19 protein-coding genes are annotated in these 17,857 nt (G+C 60.8%); 13 read left to right on the top strand and 6 right to left on the bottom strand.

All coding sequences use genetic code 11. The features are described from left to right. Nucleotides 1–71: 71 nt before the first annotated feature. From cpaB to ACSSV3_RS00090, 13 genes are all read left to right on the top strand, one after another. Nucleotides 72–974 carry a Flp pilus assembly protein CpaB gene (cpaB, locus tag ACSSV3_RS00150; RefSeq protein WP_354325246.1) on the top strand — a complete coding sequence of 301 codons (903 nt, stop codon included), beginning with the start codon at nucleotides 72–74 and terminating at the stop codon, nucleotides 972–974. A 5-nt stretch (nucleotides 975–979) separates the two neighbouring features. Beyond that, nucleotides 980–2,395: a type II and III secretion system protein family protein gene (locus ACSSV3_RS00145; protein ID WP_354325248.1), complete on the top strand. Its 1,416-nt coding sequence runs from the start codon at nucleotides 980–982 to the stop codon at nucleotides 2,393–2,395. Then, nucleotides 2,385–2,660 (top strand): hypothetical protein, encoded by a 276-nt coding sequence (locus tag ACSSV3_RS00140; RefSeq protein WP_354325250.1) that lies wholly within the window; start codon nucleotides 2,385–2,387, stop codon nucleotides 2,658–2,660. Before ACSSV3_RS00145 ends, ACSSV3_RS00140 begins: the two co-directional genes overlap by 11 nt. Before the next feature lie 17 nt (nucleotides 2,661–2,677). Beyond that, entirely contained in the window at nucleotides 2,678–4,207 is a 1,530-nt protein-coding gene (locus ACSSV3_RS00135; protein WP_354325252.1) for a pilus assembly protein TadG-related protein, read from the top strand. Beyond that, complete coding sequence (locus tag ACSSV3_RS00130; RefSeq protein ID WP_354325254.1) at nucleotides 4,204–4,686, top strand: TadE/TadG family type IV pilus assembly protein; 483 nt, start codon at nucleotides 4,204–4,206, stop codon at nucleotides 4,684–4,686. Before ACSSV3_RS00135 ends, ACSSV3_RS00130 begins: the two co-directional genes overlap by 4 nt. Continuing rightward, entirely contained in the window at nucleotides 4,683–5,300 is a 618-nt protein-coding gene (locus ACSSV3_RS00125; protein WP_354325255.1) for a TadE/TadG family type IV pilus assembly protein, read from the top strand. Before ACSSV3_RS00130 ends, ACSSV3_RS00125 begins: the two co-directional genes overlap by 4 nt. A 19-nt stretch (nucleotides 5,301–5,319) precedes the next feature. Beyond that, a complete protein-coding gene (locus tag ACSSV3_RS00120; RefSeq protein WP_354325256.1) occupies nucleotides 5,320–6,495 on the top strand; it encodes an AAA family ATPase in 1,176 nt (391 codons plus the stop codon). Next, the gene (locus tag ACSSV3_RS00115) at nucleotides 6,492–7,880 is read left to right on the top strand and encodes a CpaF family protein (RefSeq protein ID WP_354325257.1); all 1,389 of its coding nucleotides are present in this window, start codon (nucleotides 6,492–6,494) and stop codon (nucleotides 7,878–7,880) included. The genes ACSSV3_RS00120 and ACSSV3_RS00115 overlap by 4 nt, the downstream gene beginning before the upstream one ends. Continuing rightward, nucleotides 7,877–8,878, top strand: coding sequence for a type II secretion system F family protein (locus ACSSV3_RS00110; protein ID WP_354325259.1), 1,002 nt, complete (start codon nucleotides 7,877–7,879; stop codon nucleotides 8,876–8,878). The genes ACSSV3_RS00115 and ACSSV3_RS00110 overlap by 4 nt, the downstream gene beginning before the upstream one ends. A gap of 5 nt (nucleotides 8,879–8,883) precedes the next feature. Next, the gene (locus ACSSV3_RS00105; protein WP_354325261.1) at nucleotides 8,884–9,858 is read left to right on the top strand and encodes a type II secretion system F family protein; all 975 of its coding nucleotides are present in this window, start codon (nucleotides 8,884–8,886) and stop codon (nucleotides 9,856–9,858) included. A gap of 2 nt (nucleotides 9,859–9,860) precedes the next feature. Then, complete coding sequence (locus ACSSV3_RS00100; RefSeq protein ID WP_354325263.1) at nucleotides 9,861–10,583, top strand: tetratricopeptide repeat protein; 723 nt, start codon at nucleotides 9,861–9,863, stop codon at nucleotides 10,581–10,583. Between the two features lie 17 nt (nucleotides 10,584–10,600). Continuing rightward, nucleotides 10,601–11,053 carry an A24 family peptidase gene (locus tag ACSSV3_RS00095; protein ID WP_354325265.1) on the top strand — a complete coding sequence of 151 codons (453 nt, stop codon included), beginning with the start codon at nucleotides 10,601–10,603 and terminating at the stop codon, nucleotides 11,051–11,053. Nucleotides 11,054–11,364: 311 nt separating this feature from the next. Beyond that, nucleotides 11,365–11,757, top strand: coding sequence for a M23 family metallopeptidase (locus ACSSV3_RS00090; RefSeq protein ID WP_354325267.1), 393 nt, complete (start codon nucleotides 11,365–11,367; stop codon nucleotides 11,755–11,757). Nucleotides 11,758–11,837: 80 nt separating this feature from the next. Here ACSSV3_RS00090 and ACSSV3_RS00085 read toward each other — a convergent pair whose 3' ends face one another. The 6 genes from ACSSV3_RS00085 to ACSSV3_RS00060 are packed head-to-tail and all read right to left on the bottom strand — an operon-like array spanning nucleotide 11,838 to nucleotide 17,751. After that, nucleotides 11,838–12,260 carry a Na+/H+ antiporter subunit G gene (locus ACSSV3_RS00085; RefSeq protein WP_354325268.1) on the bottom strand — a complete coding sequence of 141 codons (423 nt, stop codon included), beginning with the start codon at nucleotides 12,258–12,260 and terminating at the stop codon, nucleotides 11,838–11,840. Continuing rightward, the gene (locus ACSSV3_RS00080; protein ID WP_354325269.1) at nucleotides 12,257–12,526 is read right to left on the bottom strand and encodes a K+/H+ antiporter subunit F; all 270 of its coding nucleotides are present in this window, start codon (nucleotides 12,524–12,526) and stop codon (nucleotides 12,257–12,259) included. Before ACSSV3_RS00080 ends, ACSSV3_RS00085 begins: the two co-directional genes overlap by 4 nt. Further along, nucleotides 12,523–13,008 carry a Na+/H+ antiporter subunit E gene (locus ACSSV3_RS00075; RefSeq protein WP_354325271.1) on the bottom strand — a complete coding sequence of 162 codons (486 nt, stop codon included), beginning with the start codon at nucleotides 13,006–13,008 and terminating at the stop codon, nucleotides 12,523–12,525. The genes ACSSV3_RS00080 and ACSSV3_RS00075 overlap by 4 nt, the downstream gene beginning before the upstream one ends. Beyond that, complete coding sequence (locus ACSSV3_RS00070; RefSeq protein ID WP_354325273.1) at nucleotides 13,005–14,525, bottom strand: monovalent cation/H+ antiporter subunit D; 1,521 nt, start codon at nucleotides 14,523–14,525, stop codon at nucleotides 13,005–13,007. The genes ACSSV3_RS00075 and ACSSV3_RS00070 overlap by 4 nt, the downstream gene beginning before the upstream one ends. Then, entirely contained in the window at nucleotides 14,522–14,908 is a 387-nt protein-coding gene (locus ACSSV3_RS00065) for a Na+/H+ antiporter subunit C (RefSeq protein ID WP_354325275.1), read from the bottom strand. The genes ACSSV3_RS00070 and ACSSV3_RS00065 overlap by 4 nt, the downstream gene beginning before the upstream one ends. Further along, nucleotides 14,905–17,751, bottom strand: a complete 2,847-nt coding sequence (locus tag ACSSV3_RS00060) for a monovalent cation/H+ antiporter subunit A (RefSeq protein ID WP_354325276.1) — start codon at nucleotides 17,749–17,751, stop codon at nucleotides 14,905–14,907. Before ACSSV3_RS00060 ends, ACSSV3_RS00065 begins: the two co-directional genes overlap by 4 nt. Between the last annotated feature and the right edge of the window lie 106 nt (nucleotides 17,752–17,857).

Raw genomic sequence — 17,857 nt, 5'->3', positions numbered from 1 at the left:
GAAATAAGGGTCCATGCGGCAACCGCTGCATGGACCCTTATTCGATTTGTTTTTTGATTGGGGGGCGGCAGTTGCAAAACCGGAACATCTTTATCGTCATCGGCGCTTTGGTGATCGCCGCCTTTGCCGTATTTCTGGTCAATGCCTATCTGACCGGCGTTGAACAGCGGGTTGAAAAGCAGGCAGAGGCGCAGGAGTTGACGACTATCGTCGTCGCGACCCAGCCGCTCGATTTCGGTGATCCGCTCACGCCTGAAAATGTCAGGCTCCAGAATTTCCCCGCCACTTCGGTGCCGCAGGGCGCGTTTACCACCATCCGCGGCGCGCTCGCCGATAACCGCGTGGCGCTGCGCCCGATTGTGCCGGGCGAACCGGTGCTGGCTGACAAGGTCAGCGGCGCCAGCGGCAGAGCCGTGCTCGCCGCCAAACTTCCCGAAGGCATGCGCGCTGTCGCGATCCCGGTAACAGACGTGACCGGGGTTTCCGGATTCGTGCGCCCCGGCGATACGGTGGACGTGTTGCTGACCCGCCAGATCCCCGGTGACGGGGCAGAGGCCGCCGATCTGATGTCAGACATCATCCTTGAACGGGTCAAAGTGCTCGCCATCGATCAAATCGCCAACGAAGGCGCAACCGAAGCGCAGGTGGGCAAAACCGCCGTGCTGGAAGTCGATCCGCTGCAGGCCCAGCAACTGGCCATCGGCACCAAACTGGGCACGTTAAGCCTGGCGCTGCGCAATGTTGAATCGCTGGAAGAAGCCAAGGGCCGCACCCTGACCAACCGCGATGTCGGCAATTCACGCCTTTATATCCGCAAACGCCCGACGCAGCAGGCATCGGCAATGGCCCGGCCCGCCGCGATGGCGCAGCCCGGCAGCCCGATGGCGCGGCCAATGCCCAGCGGGCCAAGCATGACGATTTATCGCGGGGTTGAAGGCCAGGCCTACCCGGTCAACCTTCTGGGGGGGAGATAGGGATCATGAAGCATATTCTGGCAGCAGCCCTGCTGGCATCAGCCGCGCTGGTCGCGGTTCCTGCGCAGGCCCAATCTTCGGGCGCGGACATTCACGCCGGCGAAATCGAAGTGGCGATCAATAAAAGCCAGATCGTCACCGCCGACCGCGCGATTGATCGCGCAATGATCGGCAGTGAAGCGATCGCCGATGTCCTGCCGGTGTCCGACCGGTCAATCTATATCCTCGGCAAGTCAGTCGGCACGACCAGCCTGACGCTGTATGACAAAGCCAATCGCGTGATCGCGGTGATGGATATCTCGGTCGGCCCCGATGTCGATGCCTTGCGCAACCAGTTGGGCCAAATGTTTCCCGGTCAGACAATTGATGCGCGGCTGACCAATGGCAAGCTGATGCTGTCCGGCACGGTCAAGGATGCAGGCGTCGCCAGCCGCGTGGCCCGCCTTGCCAGCGCATTTGCGGGCGATGACGTGATCAATATGCTGTCACTCGGCAGCCCGCAGCAGGTGATGCTGGAAGTCCGCTTTGCCGAAGTGAACCGCACGGTCGGCGAAAAGCTCGGCGTCAGCGGCTTTGCCAACTCGCTCGGCGGCAGTTTCCGCGGCGTAACCGGCGGCGGTGCCTCTGCGCGCTCGGATGGGTTGGGGGGCAATCAGCTCGGCATTGATCCGATCCTCGACCAGTTCGGCATTTTCAGCGCGCTGTTTTCAATCGGCGATGTCGATATCGAAGCCTTCCTCAACGCGCTTGAAGAACAGGGCATGTCGAAAACCCTGGCAGAACCGACACTGGTTGCGCTGTCGGGTGAAAAGGCATCCTTCCTTGCGGGCGGCGAATTCCCGATCCCGGTTGTGCAGGGCGGCAATTCCGGCGGCGGGGGCGGCGGCACGGGTGGTCAGGCGATCACGGTGGAGTTCAAATCCTTCGGCGTCAGTCTGGGTTTCACCCCGACCGTGCTGGGCGACAATCTGATCAACCTGATTGTGGAGCCGGAAGTCAGCTCGCTCGACCCGTCGGCTTCGGTGACGATCAACGGCCTGACCATTCCGGGCCTGCAAACCCGGCGCGCGTCGACCACGCTGGAACTGCGCGACGGGGAAAGCTTTGTTCTTGGCGGGCTGCTGCGCACCGAATTCCAGACCAATGTCCAGCAACTGCCGATCCTCGGGTCGATCCCGATCATCGGCTCGCTGTTCCGGTCAACTCAGTTCCAGAAGGGCGAAACCGAACTGCTGATCGTGGTCACGCCGCGTCTGGTGCGGCCGATCCGCCCCGATCAGGTGCGGCTGCCAACCGATCGCGTGGCCGATCCCGATGCGGTTGAAACGCTGTTGTTCGGTCAGGATTACAAGCCGCAGACGCTGCCACCAAGCGCGCCTGCGGGGCAACCGCGCACTCAGGGAGACGGCTATGAATACTGATCGCATTGTTCTGGCCATCGCGGGCAGCGTGTTGCTGACCGGCTGCGCGACCTACGGCAATCTTGACGGGGCCTATGATCCCGAAGCGTTTGGAGAGGCGAACCGGCAGACCTATGCCGCGATGGTCGTCAATCCCGAACCGGTTTACACCGAAGACGCGACCCACAGCGGCGAAAAGGCGGCGGATGCGATTGATCGTTATCGCGAAGATGCGGTCAAGCTGCCCGAACGCCTGTCGACTTCGGAAGTTCCCGAAGGCGGATGAGGCAGAGGGGCAGGTCCATGATTGCAAAGCGACTCTTCATCGATTTTGCAAAGGCGCGCGATGCGGCGATTGCCCCGCTATATGCGCTCGCGTTGTTCGGGCTGATCATGATCGCCGGGGTCGGCTGGGACTATAGCCGCATGGCGACGATGGACAGCGAGCTGCAGAACGCCGCAGATCAAGCCGCGCTGGCCGCTGCGACGCAGCTGACGGGTGTGACGGGGGCTAGGGCCAATGCGACGGCAGCTGCCACAAACTTCCTCGCCACCGCGGGCAGCGCCTGGGCCAACGAAACCAAGCTGGCCAATGATGAAGGTGGCCGGACGGTCGGAGGACTGACATTCGAATTTTTCCAGAGCTGGAACCACGCGACCGACGTTCCCGGCCCGGCGGCGACCACCGATGCCAATGCGCGCTATGTCAGGGTGACTGTCGGTGGACGCGAGGCATTTTACGCGCTGACCGCGATTGGCGGGCTGGCTTCGTCCGGCCTGATGGGTGCCAGCGCGGTGGCGACGCTCGAAGCTTCCGCGTGCAACGTCCCGCCGCTAATGGTCTGCGCGCCTACCGGCAATTCAGGCTGGCCGACGGCCAGTGACATCGGCAGCGCGGTCGACATGCGCGAAGGCCCGCAAAACGCTGAGAATTTCACGCCCGGCAACTTCGATCTTCTCGATATCGACTATGACAGTCTGTCACAGAACGAACAAAACCGGACGTTGGGGCTGAATTCGGATCTGCTCGGTTGCACCGGAGAGCAAATCACAACGGAGCCAGGCCGGCGCGTTCCCCAGAACACTGCGATCAACACCCGCTTTGGCATATATCCGAACGGCAACAACTTCGCTTGTCGCGCCAACGGGGATTTCTGTCCCGGCGACGTGACCCGCAACGATTTGGTGCGGCAGGTGACGGTGAATGGCAATGGCAACAACGCGACCTGTGAGAATACCGCTGGCGGCGATCTGATACCCTTTACAGATATCCCCGGCGGCGCTGTGCCCAAGCAAGGCTTCCCGCTTGATACGTGCCAGACGCTCGGCCTCGCCGGATGCCTCAGTTTCGGGGATGGTGCATGGCCGGTGGACACCTATCTGAACGATATCCACGGCACCACATCGGCATCGATCCCCGGTCTGGATGCGGACGGGAACGGGAAGATTTCGCGCTTTGAAGTCTATCAGTGGGAACGCCAGGTCGCGTCGCGGACCGCGCCGCGTGAACTGGCCCGTGTTAACACCACATCGCCGACCAGAACCACGCTCTATTGCTCTGCCCCGCGCCCGATCGAAGGAACGCCGGTTGTGCCTTCGCCCACGCAAAAGGATCGCCGTATCCTGACCGTGGCGGTGGTCGACTGTGCAGGCCAAGGTGGCCGGTTTGATGTCAACACCTTCAGATTTGTGGACATGTTCTTGCTTGGCCCAATGACTGGCCAAACGGGTTCGTCAGAGCTCAAGGCGGAAATCATGGGCCCGGCACGGCGCGCCGACGGTGGCAGCGGGTTCCAGAACTTTGGCCGCAAGAAACCGGTGTTGGTGCAATGATCCGCCGTTTCACCCGAAACCGCGTGGGAACCGCCGCGACCGAGTTTGCGCTGACGTTGCCATTGATGCTGGCGCTGATTTTCGGATCGATGGAGGCCGGGCATTTTTTCTGGACGCAGCACAAAATCGTCAAATCGGTGCGCGACGGCGCGCGCTTCGCCTCGCGGCTCGATGTCGAACGCCTGTGCGCTGGCGATGCCACGCTGCTGGCGGAAATTCAAAACGTCACGGCAACGGGTCAATACGCAACAGGCGGCACGTCCAAAGTCCCCGACTGGGAGTCAGCGGATGTCCAAGTTGTTATAGAATGCGATGAATTCGTTGACACCGGAATCTATGCCGATCTTGGTGAGGGAGGCCCGATGGTTACTGTCGATTCAGGCCCGGTCGCCTATCCTTCGATCCTTTCCGGGCTGGGCTTTATCGATGACACGATCAACCTCTCGGCCAGGTCGAGCGCGGCGGTGATGGGCATATGAAGCGCCTTTTGATCATGTGGCGCGACAGGCAAGCCGCCTCGGCAGCGGAATTCGTGCTGGTTCTGCCCGTGGCGCTGCTGCTGCTGTTCGGCATCATCGATGTCGGCAATTACGCATGGACGCTCAACGAGTATGAAAAGGCGACCCAGATGGGCACCCGTCATGCGGTGGTCAGCAATATGGTTTCGCCGGGGCTTCGAGACGAGCTCTATGTCGGTAAGCCGTATTGCGGCACCCTCCCCCTGCGGGCTGGCGACCGGATTTGCCGGGAAGCATTGGGCGCGCTCGAATGCAGCAGCACTGGGTGCCAGTGCGTTGGCAACTGTCCGGGCAACCTTGCTGTTGATTCAGCCGCATTCACCGCTCTGGTTACACGTATGCAGGCCATTCAACCCGACATAACACCAGGGTCGGTGCGTGTCGTATATCAGGGATCAGGGCTGGGTTTTGCAGGGGATCCCAACAAGCCTGAAATTGCCCCGCTTGTCACCGTACGAATCGTAGATGCGACGTACACGCCCATCAGCTTGTCGCCTTTCGGCACCACAGTTCCTTTACCGGACTTCTCCTATACTTTGACGCTCGAAGATGGAGAGGGTGACCCTCCCGTCTAGAGCTGAAATGGATAACCACATGACCAAGTCTGAAACTCTCACCCTGTTCCGTCGCCTGCCAACGCGAATGTGCGCTTGCGTGGTGGCGTCAGAGGATGAGTTGGCGCATCTGGAAAGCCAATTCCCCGAACAGTTCCGGCAGATTTTCACCAGCGTTGCCTTGCCAACCAACGCTGCGCTCCCCGCGCTTCCCGTAACGCAAAGCACCGTTCTGGTGATCGAGGTCAATCCGGGGCTGCCCGGCTCGATCGGGCGTATCGAACGGGCGCGCTCCCGATATCCCGACCTGCCGATCATCGCCGCGGTCGAAAGCCTTGATCTCAGTAAGGTTCGCACGCTGATGCGGCTGGGCATCAAGGATGTGGTCGCGCTGCCCTTCAACGCCGATGAACTGCTTCCGGTCATCATCGACCTTAGCACCCAGTTTGCTAATCAGTCGGCCGGTCTTGCCCCGATGCAGGCAGTGGTTCACTCGTCCGGAGGGATTGGGGCCAGCACGGTCGTTTCGCATCTCGCGGCCGCGATAACCGAACAGAACGAAGACGCGCGCTGCTGCATTGTCGATCTCGATTGCCAATTTGGTGAGCAGGCCAGCCTGTTCGGCGTCTCGCCCAGCACGAGTGTGGTTGATTGCCTTGATGCCGGCGACCGGCTCGATTGGGACATCATTGCCAATGCCGTGACCAACGTCCGGCCCAGGATCGACCTGCTGGCCGCCCCGCGCGACATTCCGCCGCCGGAAACGATCGATGCCGACCAGTTGCTCAGGCTGCTGACGATGCTGCGGCAGAATTACGATCACGTGCTGCTCGATTTCCCGGCCGGGTGGACGAACGCCGGTCTGTCGGCCGCATGTGCATGCAACCGCCTGCTGCTGGTCGTGGATCAATCGGTGCGCAGCATCAGCCGGGCAAGCAAGACCATCGCGCTGCTCGACAGCGTGGATGTCGCCCCAGGCAATGTCACACTGGTGGTCAATTGCGCTGAAAAACGCCTGTTTCAGGTTATCGGCGCGCAGGCCGTCGGTGACACGCTAGATCGGGAGATCGCCGCCGTCATTCCGCTGGTGAAAACCGGCCTGCAAGAAGCGCAGGTTCGCGGCTTCCTGTTCAGCGAAGAGGAGCCCCGCAGCGCCTTTGCCAAAGCCTTTGCCCAGCTGGCCGAAACTGATTTTTCGGACGGTGAACAGTCATGAAATGGTCCGTCAAGAAGACTGGCATTCAGACCGAACAGCCGATTGATCCGGAACAGCCTTATGTCGCCCCGGTTACTGAGGCCGCGCTGTTCCACGATGAGGCGCAGGCCGCCTTGCTTGAGCTGAAGATTTCGATCCACCGTTCGCTGCTCGACAAGATCAACCTTTCCGCGCTGGACAAGCTACCGCGCCCGACCATCCGCGCAGAAGTCGCCGAAATCATTGGCGAGATTCTGGCCGATCAAAAGGAAAAGCTGAACCGCGCCGAACGTGAAGCGTTGGTCGATGATGTGCTGGACGAACTGCTTGGCCTTGGCCCGCTTGAACCACTGCTTCAGGACGAATCGATCACCGATATTCTGGTGAACGGCCCCAAGACCGTGTTTGTCGAGCGTTTCGGCAAGCTGGAGCGCGCCGCGACGATGTTTCAGGATGAACGCCATCTCATGCGGATCATCCAGAAAATCGTCAGCGCGGTCGGTCGCCGGATCGATGAATCCTCGCCATTCGTCGATGCCCGGCTGGCAGACGGATCGCGTGTAAATGCGATTGTCGCTCCGCTTGCGGTTGATGGGTCGCTGCTTTCCATCCGCAAGTTCGCGAAGAAGCGGATCGGCATGGATCGCCTGGTCGAATTCGGAAGCCTTACCCCGGCAATGGCGGATATCCTGCGCGCGGTGGTCGCCATGCGCCGTAATGTCCTGATCAGCGGCGGCACCGGTTCGGGCAAGACCACCCTGCTCAATGCGCTGTCATCATTCATTGATGGCAGCGAACGCATCGTCACCATCGAAGACAGTGCCGAACTGCAGTTGCAGCAAGAACATGTGGCAAGGCTGGAAACCCGACCCTCCAATATCGAGGGTAAGGGTGAGATATCCCAGCGCGATCTCGTGAAGAATGCGCTGCGTATGCGCCCAGACCGGATCGTGGTCGGCGAAGTCCGGGCTGGCGAAGCATTCGATATGCTTCAGGCCATGAACACCGGCCATGATGGATCGATGACCACTGTCCATGCCAACACACCCCGCGATGCGCTGGCGCGTGTTGAGCAGATGATTGGCATGAGCGGTATCGACATGCCGGCCCGGTCGGCCCGCGCACAGATCGCATCGGCAGTCGATGTGGTGGTTCAGGTCGGCCGCCTGTCGGATGGTCGGCGCAAGGTGATGAGTGTCTCGGAAGTGACCGGCATGGAAGGCGACACCATCACGATGCAGGAAATCTATCGCTTCAAGATGACGGGGCGGACCGAGAATGGCGACGTTCTGGGTCGGTTCGAAGCGACTGGCATCAGGCCTAAGTTTGCCGCCGATGCGGCGACTGCCGGGATCAACCTCAGCGCCGATCTGTTCCGCCCTGAACACGGGGCAGAGACAGCATGACAGATGCCTTTCTGAGATTGGGAATCCTGCTCGCGCTGTTCGCGACAACCTTTATCGTGGTGCAGGCGGTTCTCAATGTGGCCTGGGCCCGCCGTTCGCGGTTGAATACCATCAATCAGCGCTTGAAGTTGATCAGTGAAGGCCGCAGCCGAGACGAGATCATATCGGTTCTTCGGAAGAACACAGGTAGCGATTTTTCCGCTTTCCCGCAGCCGTTGGCCAGTTTGTTGGCGGCGCTGGAACGTTCGTTGCGTGCCGCCGGAGTGCCATTTGCAACCAGTCTGGTCGTTTTTGCAATGGCGGTTGCTTTCGGACTGCTGGTTGCCGTGATCGGAATCGCGGCGGCGATGAGCGGTTTCACCATGTCGGCGGGCACAGTTCTGCTGATCGTCACGCTGTCCTTTTGTGCTGCCGTGCTGCTGCCCGTGCTGGTGGTGAACGCCTTGGCGCAAAGGCGTCGCAAGCGGATGGAAGAACAGTTCCCGATCAGCCTTGATGTTTTCATCCGCGCGCTGCGTGCAGGCCACCCAGTGGCTTCGGCCATCGATCTCCTCACCCGGGAAATGCCCGATCCGATAGGCAGTGAATATGGCCTGGTGGCGGATGAGGTGTCCTACGGAGCCGAGCTTGCTGACTCACTCTCGAATATGGCGGAAAGGTGGGGGCTTGAAGATATACGAATGTTCGTCGTCTCACTGTCGGTGCAGAATGAGACCGGCGGTAATCTGGCTGAAATCCTTGAAAATCTTGCGTCTGTCATTCGCGCCCGCGCCAGCCTGTTCCTCAAGGTTCGTGCGTTAAGTTCGGAAGGCAGGATGACAGGGTGGATATTGACGATCCTTCCGGTCGGAGCTTTCCTGTCGTTATTTGTTGTAAACCCAGCCTTCTACCTCGATGTTGCAGATGACCCGGCCTTTATCATCGGCTTTGTTGGCCTTATTGTGATGTATGCCATTGGGTTTGCGACGATCCGCATAATGATCAACATCAAGGTCTGACGGCGATGATTGATCTTATAGCAAGCAGCCCCGTCATAAAGACTGCCGTATTGTTCGGCATCTTTGCGGTCATTGCATTTTTTGCCTTTGTCGGTTTGAATCTCGCGCTCCGCCGGCGCGATGAGCGGATTGCCCTTGAAAAACTGGTTGCCGTGCGGCCGGATCAGGGCTTTTCCGGTAGTCTGCGGAGCGACCGGAACACCAGTGCTTGGGCACGCATGGCCCAGAGGATCGAACAAGCCGGGCTGAGCCTCGCTGACTCCAAGGATGACCGCCTCAGCGCCAAGCTTAAGGAGGCAGGGTATAGCAGCGCCTCGGCACCCCGTATCTTCACCTTGATCCGGCTTACACTGGTGTTTGCGCTCCCCGCGATTGTGCTGACGGTGATGTTTTTCACGGTTGAAAGCCCAGGATTGGGTGCAATTTATGTAGTTGGTTCTGCATTGGGATTGGTCGGTCTTTTTCTGCCGAATCTCGTCGTCAGCGCCAAAGCCGATCGCCGTAAACAGGCCATTGTGAATGGCTTTCCCGATTGCCTTGATCTGATGCTCGTTTGTGTCGAGGCGGGGCTAGGGATTGAGGCGGCAATGGATCGCGTTGGCCGTGAGGTCGTGCAGGCGCATCCGCAGGTTTCCGAACTGCTTTCCGCCACCGGGCTCCAGCTGCGCGCAGGGGCATCGCGCGCGGAGGCTTTCCGAAGCCTTTCCGAAACCGCAGGCGTGGATGAAATCCGGTCGTTTGCGACGCTGCTGATTCAGTCGGACAAGCTCGGTACGAGCTTGGGCAGCACACTTCGCGTCTATGCAGAAGAAATGCGCGAGAGGCGCAGAATGCGCGCCGAGGAAAAGGCGCACCGGCTACCAGTTCTGATTTCAATACCCCTGGTGGTTTTCATGTTGCCGGTGATGATCGGGGTGCTGATGCTGCCCGCCGGCATACGGGTTGTCCGTGAACTTGCTCCAGCATTGACAGGAGGATAGCGATGAAAGTTTGGGCTATAGTCGGCGCGACATTGTGTCTGGCAACTGCGGGATGTGCATCACTCGATTTCACCCCGCGATCCAAGACCGCGCAGCAGACCGATATGAGCGCATATTTTGCTGAACGCCTTGAGGTTGGCCGCGCCCATCTGGCGGCGGGTCGCCCGACCAAGGCGATCGAAGCCTTCCGGCAGGCTTCCTACAATCATGCGCTGGCACCCGAGGCATTCAATGGGATGGCAGTGGCCTATTCCACGCTGGGCCGTGACGATGTCGCCCGGGATCTTTTTGTACGGGCGGCCGAGCTTGACCCGACCGATCAACGCTATTGGCGGAACCTTGCGCGGGTGGACGAGCGGATCATGCTGGCCAAGCAGACTCCGCGAGCAGTATCCCCCGCAGTCGAAGCTACGGTGGTTGCTCCAACTGCTACGGCGGCGGCGGAAGAAGATGATGTGCCGCAGGCGCGCCCATTGAGAATGGCCAAGGCCAAGGAAGTGTTCATCCGCACACTCCCGGCCAGCCAGGCTTCGGGGGCCAAGGTTCCGGAAAAGAAGCTGGAAGGCGCAATCGTCAGATCAGCTATCTTGGTAACCGCGCCGAGGCCGCGATCCAATTATCCGATCCGGATCAACGTGACGCCGACCCGGAAGATTGCTGCCGCATCGCGGCAGACCGAAGGCACAGCATCGCTGCCAATCCGCATCTTCCTCAACAAAAATTGAAGTTGATCGGCTGACCCGTGCCTCCTTTCGAGACCTTTGCCTTTCTGCTGTTGGCCGGCCTCGCAGGGTTTGGGGCCTGGACTGATATTGCCAACCGGCACCTTTCCAACTGGCTTAGCCTTGCGACATTGGTGGCCGGGTTGGTGTTTGCCGCGATTGGCGTAACGCCTACCGATTTCCTGAGCCATCTTGGGCATTTCGCCGTCGCCTTGGCGATCGGTCTAGCGCTGTTTGCCGGGGGTGTCTGGGGCGGGGGTGACGGCAAGTTCTATGCAGCGGTCGCAGCATGGTTCCCGATCAGCCTGTTTTTCAATTTGATTTTCGCGATCTCGATGGTTGGTTTGGCAATGCTGATCGTTATGTTGATAAAATCCCGAGGGCGCCTGTTTCGCAAGGACACAAAGGGTGTGCCCTACGGCGTTGCGATTGGCATGGGGGCGCTGGTCGCGCTTGGGCAGCAGATTTGGTAAAGCGTCACCTCTTTCACGGATTGCGCCAGATGGCGCGGACAGGTGCGATCGTCGCGCTGTCGTTCCCGGCTTACCTTTCCGCAGAGGATGCTCCAGCCTCCGTGAGTAGTGCGCCGTCTGCCGACAGCGAACGAGCAGACGCGATCAGTCCAACCTATTCACCGATCAGCATTGCCACACCGGTAGGGAAAATAAGCCTAGCAAAGGCTGGCGACGAACTGGGTGAGCGACGGTTTGAGGCCAGGAGTACCGCGGCAGGTGCAAGCGTCGTGTCATTTTCAAGAACTCGGCCGCGCCGGAACGCCAGCGGAATGCCATTGATCGGCTATCCGGCAGGGCTCCCATTGAACAATGGTCGGCTTTCCAGCGGTTTCGGCTACCGGTTCCATCCGCTTTCCGGACGTTATCAGCCCCATGCAGGGGTTGATCTGGCTGCGCCGATGGGGAGTCCGGTGGTCGCAACGGCTGACGGAATAGTCGGGTTGGCCGGTTGGATGGGAGGCTATGGCCTGACGATCCAGGTCGACCACGGAAAAGCTATCCAGACCCGCTATGCTCACCTTTCAGCGACGTCAGTAACGCCGGGTCAAAGTGTCAAGCAGGGGCAGATCATCGGATTTGTCGGTTCGACGGGCCGGTCAACTGGCCCTCACCTCCATTACGAGGTTAGAGTCTCTGAAGTGGCAATCGACCCCCTGAATTGACGAAGGCAATTTGCGGGCGCTTAAGCAATTCCAGCGCGTGATGCGTCAGCATCTCAGCGCGCCGGTATAAATAAGCGAGCTCAATCCCCGGCCATATCACCCGGCGTGCCCAGATGGGGGGCTTCATGCGTGGCCCAATCGGTATCGGCTGTCGGTGGTGCGGGCCGGCCGGCCGGGCCAGCCGCTTCGGACGCTTCACCCAAGCGCAGGCGGTGGAGGTGCACCTTGGCGATCAAGTTCGCTGAAATCGGCGCGGTCACGAACAGGAATACCGAAACCAGAAATTCATGCGTGGTCCACTCACCGCGCACCAACTGGAAATAGGCCACCGAACCGAGCAGCATCCCGCCCAGGCCCAAAGTTGTCGCCTTGGTCGGGCCGTGCAGCCGCTCCATCAGCGAAGGCAGGCGCACCAGCCCCCAGCTTCCAATCAACGCAAAACTGCCGCCGATTACGATCAGCAAACTGACAATAACCTCGGCGAGAGACAGCGGCACGCTCATTCGATGATATTCCCGCGCAGCAAAAACTTGGCATAGGCGACGGTACCGACAAATCCGACCATCGCCAGCAACAGCGCGGCTTCGAACGATGAGCCGCTGCCACCTGCAATTCCGGCGAGCACGATGATGCCGATGATGTTGATCACCATCGTATCAAGCGCAAGGATGCGATCCGTGACGCCCGGCCCCTTGAGCAATCGCCAAAGGTTCAGCGCCAGCGCCAGGCCGAGCGCCGCAAAACCAAAGCCGAGGGCATATTCGATCATACGAAGATCCTCATAAGCCGGGCCTCGTAGCGCAATTTGACCTTGGTGATCTCGCTCGCCGGGTCGGGCGCGTGGAGCGCGTGGACGAGCAGATATTTGCCACAAGCCGACACATCGCTCGACACCGTTCCGGGGGTGAGGCTGATCGTCCCGGCGAACACTGTAATCGCTTCAGGCGAGGTCAGTTCAAGCGGTATCGCCAGCCACGCCGGGCGCAAATCGCGATTGGGTTTGAACAGGATAATCGCCGCAACCTCGAAATTGGCGATGATGATGTCCCACACTACAAGCCCGAAATAAACAAGTGCGGACAGGTAGCGCACCTTGGGACGTCCCGGCCACCACGGTGCGGTGAACAACGGGATGACAAAACCCAGGACCAACCCCAGGAACAATGCGCCAAAGGTGAGGTCGCCCACCATCACCATCCACATCGCCACCAGCAATACGCTGAGGCCTGGATGCGGCAACAGACGGCTCATTGCGCAACCTCACCCAGCACTGCGCGGGCGGATAATGCCGGGTCGAGCGCCTGCGCCGCGGCGGCGTTGGCATAGGTGCTGGCCCAACCCGCTCCGGCGGATAGCGCTGCCAGCAGTGCCAGCGCAATCGCAGGTGCGACAAGATCGGCGCGTGTGGCGGCAGGCGCAGTCGCCTCGCCACTTTGTCCCTGTTTCCAGAACAGCGTGCTGCCCACGCGGGCAAAGCCGATAATTCCGAACAATGTCGTGACCAGAATTACCCCCCACGCCCAACCCCAATCGGGCAGGGCAGTCACCGATTTCAGGATCATCAGTTTGCCGATGAAACCTGATAACGGCGGCAGACCGGTTGCCGCGATGGCAGCGAGCATGAACATCAGGCCCACTGCGCTACGGTCGGCAAAATCAGGGCCGGGACTGGCATTATCAGCAAACCCGCCTCGCCGTCTCGCAACCACGTCGGCTACCAGAAACAGCGCCGCCGCCGCGATTGTCGAATGGACGAGATAATAGAGCGCCGCTCCCAATGTTGCCGTCTGCCAGCCCGCCACCGCGATCAATAACGTACCGGTTGATCCGATCACCAGATAGGCAGCCTGTTCGGACAGGCTGCGGGCCACGAACACGCCTGCAAAGCCGATACCTGCGCTTACCATCGCTGCCGGAAGCAGATAAGGTGCCGGAACCCAAGCCGCAGCGCCCGCGCCATCGCCAAACACCTGCGGTACAACCCGGATCAGCGAATAGACGCCGACCTTGGTCATAATCGCAAACAGCGCCGCCACCGCCGGGGTAGATACGGCGTAGGTCCGCACCAGCCACAGATGCAGCGGCGCGACCGCCGCTTTCAGCGCAAACACGCTGACCAGTAGCAGCGCGGCAATGCGCAGCAGGCCCTGATCCTCGGGCGCCAGTGCTGCCACTCGTAGCCCCATGTCGGCCATGTTGAGAGTGCCGGTCAGCGCATAGAGCAACCCCAGCGCGATCAGGAACAGCGATGACCCGACAAGGTTGACGACCACATATTGCACCCCGGCCTTCAACCGCGCCGGACCTTGCCCGTGCAACATCAGCCCGTAAGAGGCGATCAGCAGCACTTCGAAAAAAACAAACAGGTTGAACAGGTCGCCGGTCAGGAACGCGCCGTTCAATCCCATCAGCTGGAACTGGAATAGCGGGTGGAAATGCCAGCCCTTACGGTCAGCGCGAGTCACCACCGCGTGCAGCAGTGCGATCAGCGCGAGGGTAGCCGCCAGCACCAGCATCATCGCCGCCAGCCGGTCTGCCACCAGAACAATGCCGAACGGCGCGGGCCAATTGCCCAATTCGTAGGCGAGGATGGTCCCGTCGCTGACCTGTGTCATCAGGGCGATCGCGGATGCCAGCATGGCGATGCACGACACCAGCGAAATGTTGATGCCCAGCGATCGCCGCCGCCGCATCACCAGCAGCGCGAACGGCGCGGCAAGCGCTGGAATCGCAACCGGCAGGATCGGTAGATGATCGGCGAGCGTCACGGGTGCTCCCCATGCGTGTCATCACTGGCGAGGCCGTCCTGCGCATCGCCTGTCACCGTGTCACCATCAACATGGTCGCTGCCGCTTTCAAGGAAGCTGCGCAGCGCCAGGATCACCACGAACGCGGTCATGCCAAAGGTTATGACAATTGCGGTTAGGGCCAGCGCTTGTGGCAGCGGATCGGTATATTCGGCCACTGCCTTGTCCCAGATCGGTGGACGGTTCAGCACCAGCCGTCCTGACGCAAACAGGAACAGGTTGACCGCATAGGACAGCAGCGTGAGGCCCAGCACCACCTGAAACGTGCGCGCACGCAGAGCCAGAAAGATGCCACCCGCCACCAGCACCCCAATCGCGCTCGCCACCAGAAATTCATAGGTCATGGCGCGTCCTTTCCGTCCGCCAACGTGGCGGCATGGGCCCGGGCGGCACGCTGCGCGATATGGCTCAGTTGTGCGAGCGCCAGCATCACCGCACCGAATACGGTCAGGAACACGCCGACATCAAACAGCATCGCGCTGGCCAATTCAAACTCGCCAATCAGCGGCAGTGTGAAATAATCGAAGGTCGATGTAAGGAAGTTCGCTCCAAACACCACTGCGCCCAACCCGGTCGCCATCGCAGTCAGCACGCCCCACGCGATCAGGCGATGCTCGCTAAACCGCCGCCGTGCATCCGACCAATCAAATCCGGCAGCAAGATATTGCACCAGGAACGCAATCGCCACCACCAGCGCCGCGATAAAGCCGCCGCCAGGCTGGTTATGGCCACGCAAGAACAGGAATATCCCCACCGTCAGCGTCAAAGGCAGGACGATGCGGCTGGCCATGAGCAGCATCATCGGGTGGCGTTCGGGCGAATGCGGCATGTCTTCGCGCCAGCGCCGCAACCGCGCGCCTGCTGCGCCGACTGCCGTGGTATCCAGAAGCGCAAAAATGCCCAAGCCAGCGATGCCGAGCACAATGATCTCGCCCAGCGTATCAAACGCGCGGAAATCGACAAGGATGACGTTGACGACATTGGTGCCGCCCCCGCCGGGCTTGGCATTGGCGAGGTGATAGGCCGCAATGCTCGCGCCCGGATCGCGGGTCAGCATCGCCCATGCCACCCCGCCGATCAGCACACCGCCCACAATCGCCAATGCGCCATCGCGCCATTTGCGCGGCGCAGCCGACAATAGTGGCGGATCTTTGGGCAACAGGTTGAGCGCCAGCAACAACAGCAGGATGGTAACGACCTCGACCGAAATCTGCGTCAGCGCGAGATCAGGCGCGGAAAACCGCACGAAGGCAAGGCTGACGATCAGGCCGATCACGCTGATGTAGATCAACACCCGGAAACGGTTGCGCGAATCGTTCACCACCGCGGCCGTCGCCGCGATCAACAGCACCCAGGCAATGATTGCCGGGGCCGAGGCGGGCAGGCCTAGGCGCGTGCCAGTGAACACCCCGCCCCCGGCCATCGCCCCATCGATCACCAGCGCGATAATCACGACGAAAATCGCCAGCAGCATCCGCTGCAACGAAGGTGTGTGCGTCGTGACAATGGCCTTGCGCACCCAGATGTTGGCAAAGTCTAGCGTGGCTTCGAATATGCGCTTGGCATCGGGCAGGCGGGCGCGTTCCCACATTTCCAGCAGGCGCGCGTGCTGCCACAACAGGAGCACACCGCCCGCCACTGCGATGAGGCTGAGGATCAACGCAAGGTTGACGCCATGCCACAGCGCCAGATCAAATTCAGGCGCCGCGCCGCCGATCACCGCGCCCGTCACTGCACCCACCAGCGGCCCGGCCAGCAACATCGGGACCAGCCCCAGCAGCACTGCCAGCAGCGTCAAGGCAGCAGGTGCAGCCCACATACCAAAGCCCGGATCATGGGCGCGCGCGTAAGGCTCGGCCTCGCGTGGGTGGCCGAAAAACAGATGTCCGGCCAACCGCAGTGAATAACCGACCGAAAGCGTTGCCCCGATGGTTGCCAGCAGCGGCACCAGCCATGGCAGGCCTAGGAGCACCAGATCGGGCGTCTGATACAGCATCAACTCCTTCGATATGAACCCGCCCAGCGGCGGCAGCCCGGCCATTGATGCGGCGGCAAGGGTGGCGATCAGCGCGGTAATCGGCATCACCTTGGCGAGTCCGCCCAGCCGCCGGATATTGCGTGTGCCGGTTTCATGCTCGACGATCCCGGCGCTCATGAACAGCGCGGCTTTGAATGCGGCGTGGTTGAGGATGTGCAATACCGCAGCCATCGCCGCCATCTCCAGCGAGAACCCCAGCAACATCACCAGCAGGCCCAATTGGCTGATGGTGGAATAGGCAAGGATGCTTTTCAGATCATGCCGGAATAGCGCCACGCCCGCGCCAAACACCATCGTGGCGAGGCCGACGCTACTGACGATCACGGTGAAAGCTTCGGTCCCCGCCAGCACCGGCCACAACCGCGCCAACAGGAACACACCTGCCTTCACCATCGTTGCAGAATGCAGGTAAGCGCTGACCGGGGTGGGCGCTGCCATCGCGTGGGGCAGCCAGAAATGAAACGGGAACTGCGCCGATTTGGTGAAACAGCCCAGCAAAATCAGCCCTAACATCACCGGGTAAAGTGGCGAAGCACGCACCACATCGCCGCGCTCAAGGATTGTTGCCAGATCAAACGATCCCGCGATCAGCCCCAGCAGCACCATGCCACCAATCAGCGCCAAACCCCCACCGCCAGTAATCGCCAGCGCCATGCGCGCGCCCTGCCGCGCTTCGGCTTTGTGCTGCCAAAACCCGATCAGCAGGAACGACGACAGGCTGGTTAGTTCCCAGAACACCAGCAGCAACAATACATTGCCCGCGATCACAATGCCCAGCATCGCGCCTTGGAACAGCATTAGGCTGGCAAAGAACCGACCGGTCGCCTCTCCCGCATAGAGATAGAAATGGGCGAAGATCACCACCAGGAGGCCAATGCCTAGGATCAACCCGCCAAACAGCAGGCCGAGCGGATCGACCATCAGCGTCAGATCCAGCCCCAGCGAAGGCACCCATTGCCACGATGCAGACGGAACATCGCCGCCGATCACCGGCCCAGCCAGCATCACCAACAGGCCGAGGCCAAGCGCACTGGCCCCGCCCGCAATGCCCGAATGCACCGCGCGCGAAGCGTCGTGCAGCAGCGCAATCACCAGCGCGGCAAGAAACGGCAGCGCCACCAGCGTAATAAGCGTCAATGGTATCGCCATTGGCGGCCCCGGTGGTCCTTCCGTCCGAAAAATGCGTTCGCGATTGCGTCTGATGCGCGTAGCCCCGCGACAAACATGGCGCAAGGACAACCCATCTTGTTTGTCA

The sequence above is a fragment of the Porphyrobacter sp. MBR-49 genome (genome assembly GCF_053628655.1).
This window is presented reverse-complemented; position numbering and strand designations above follow the sequence as displayed.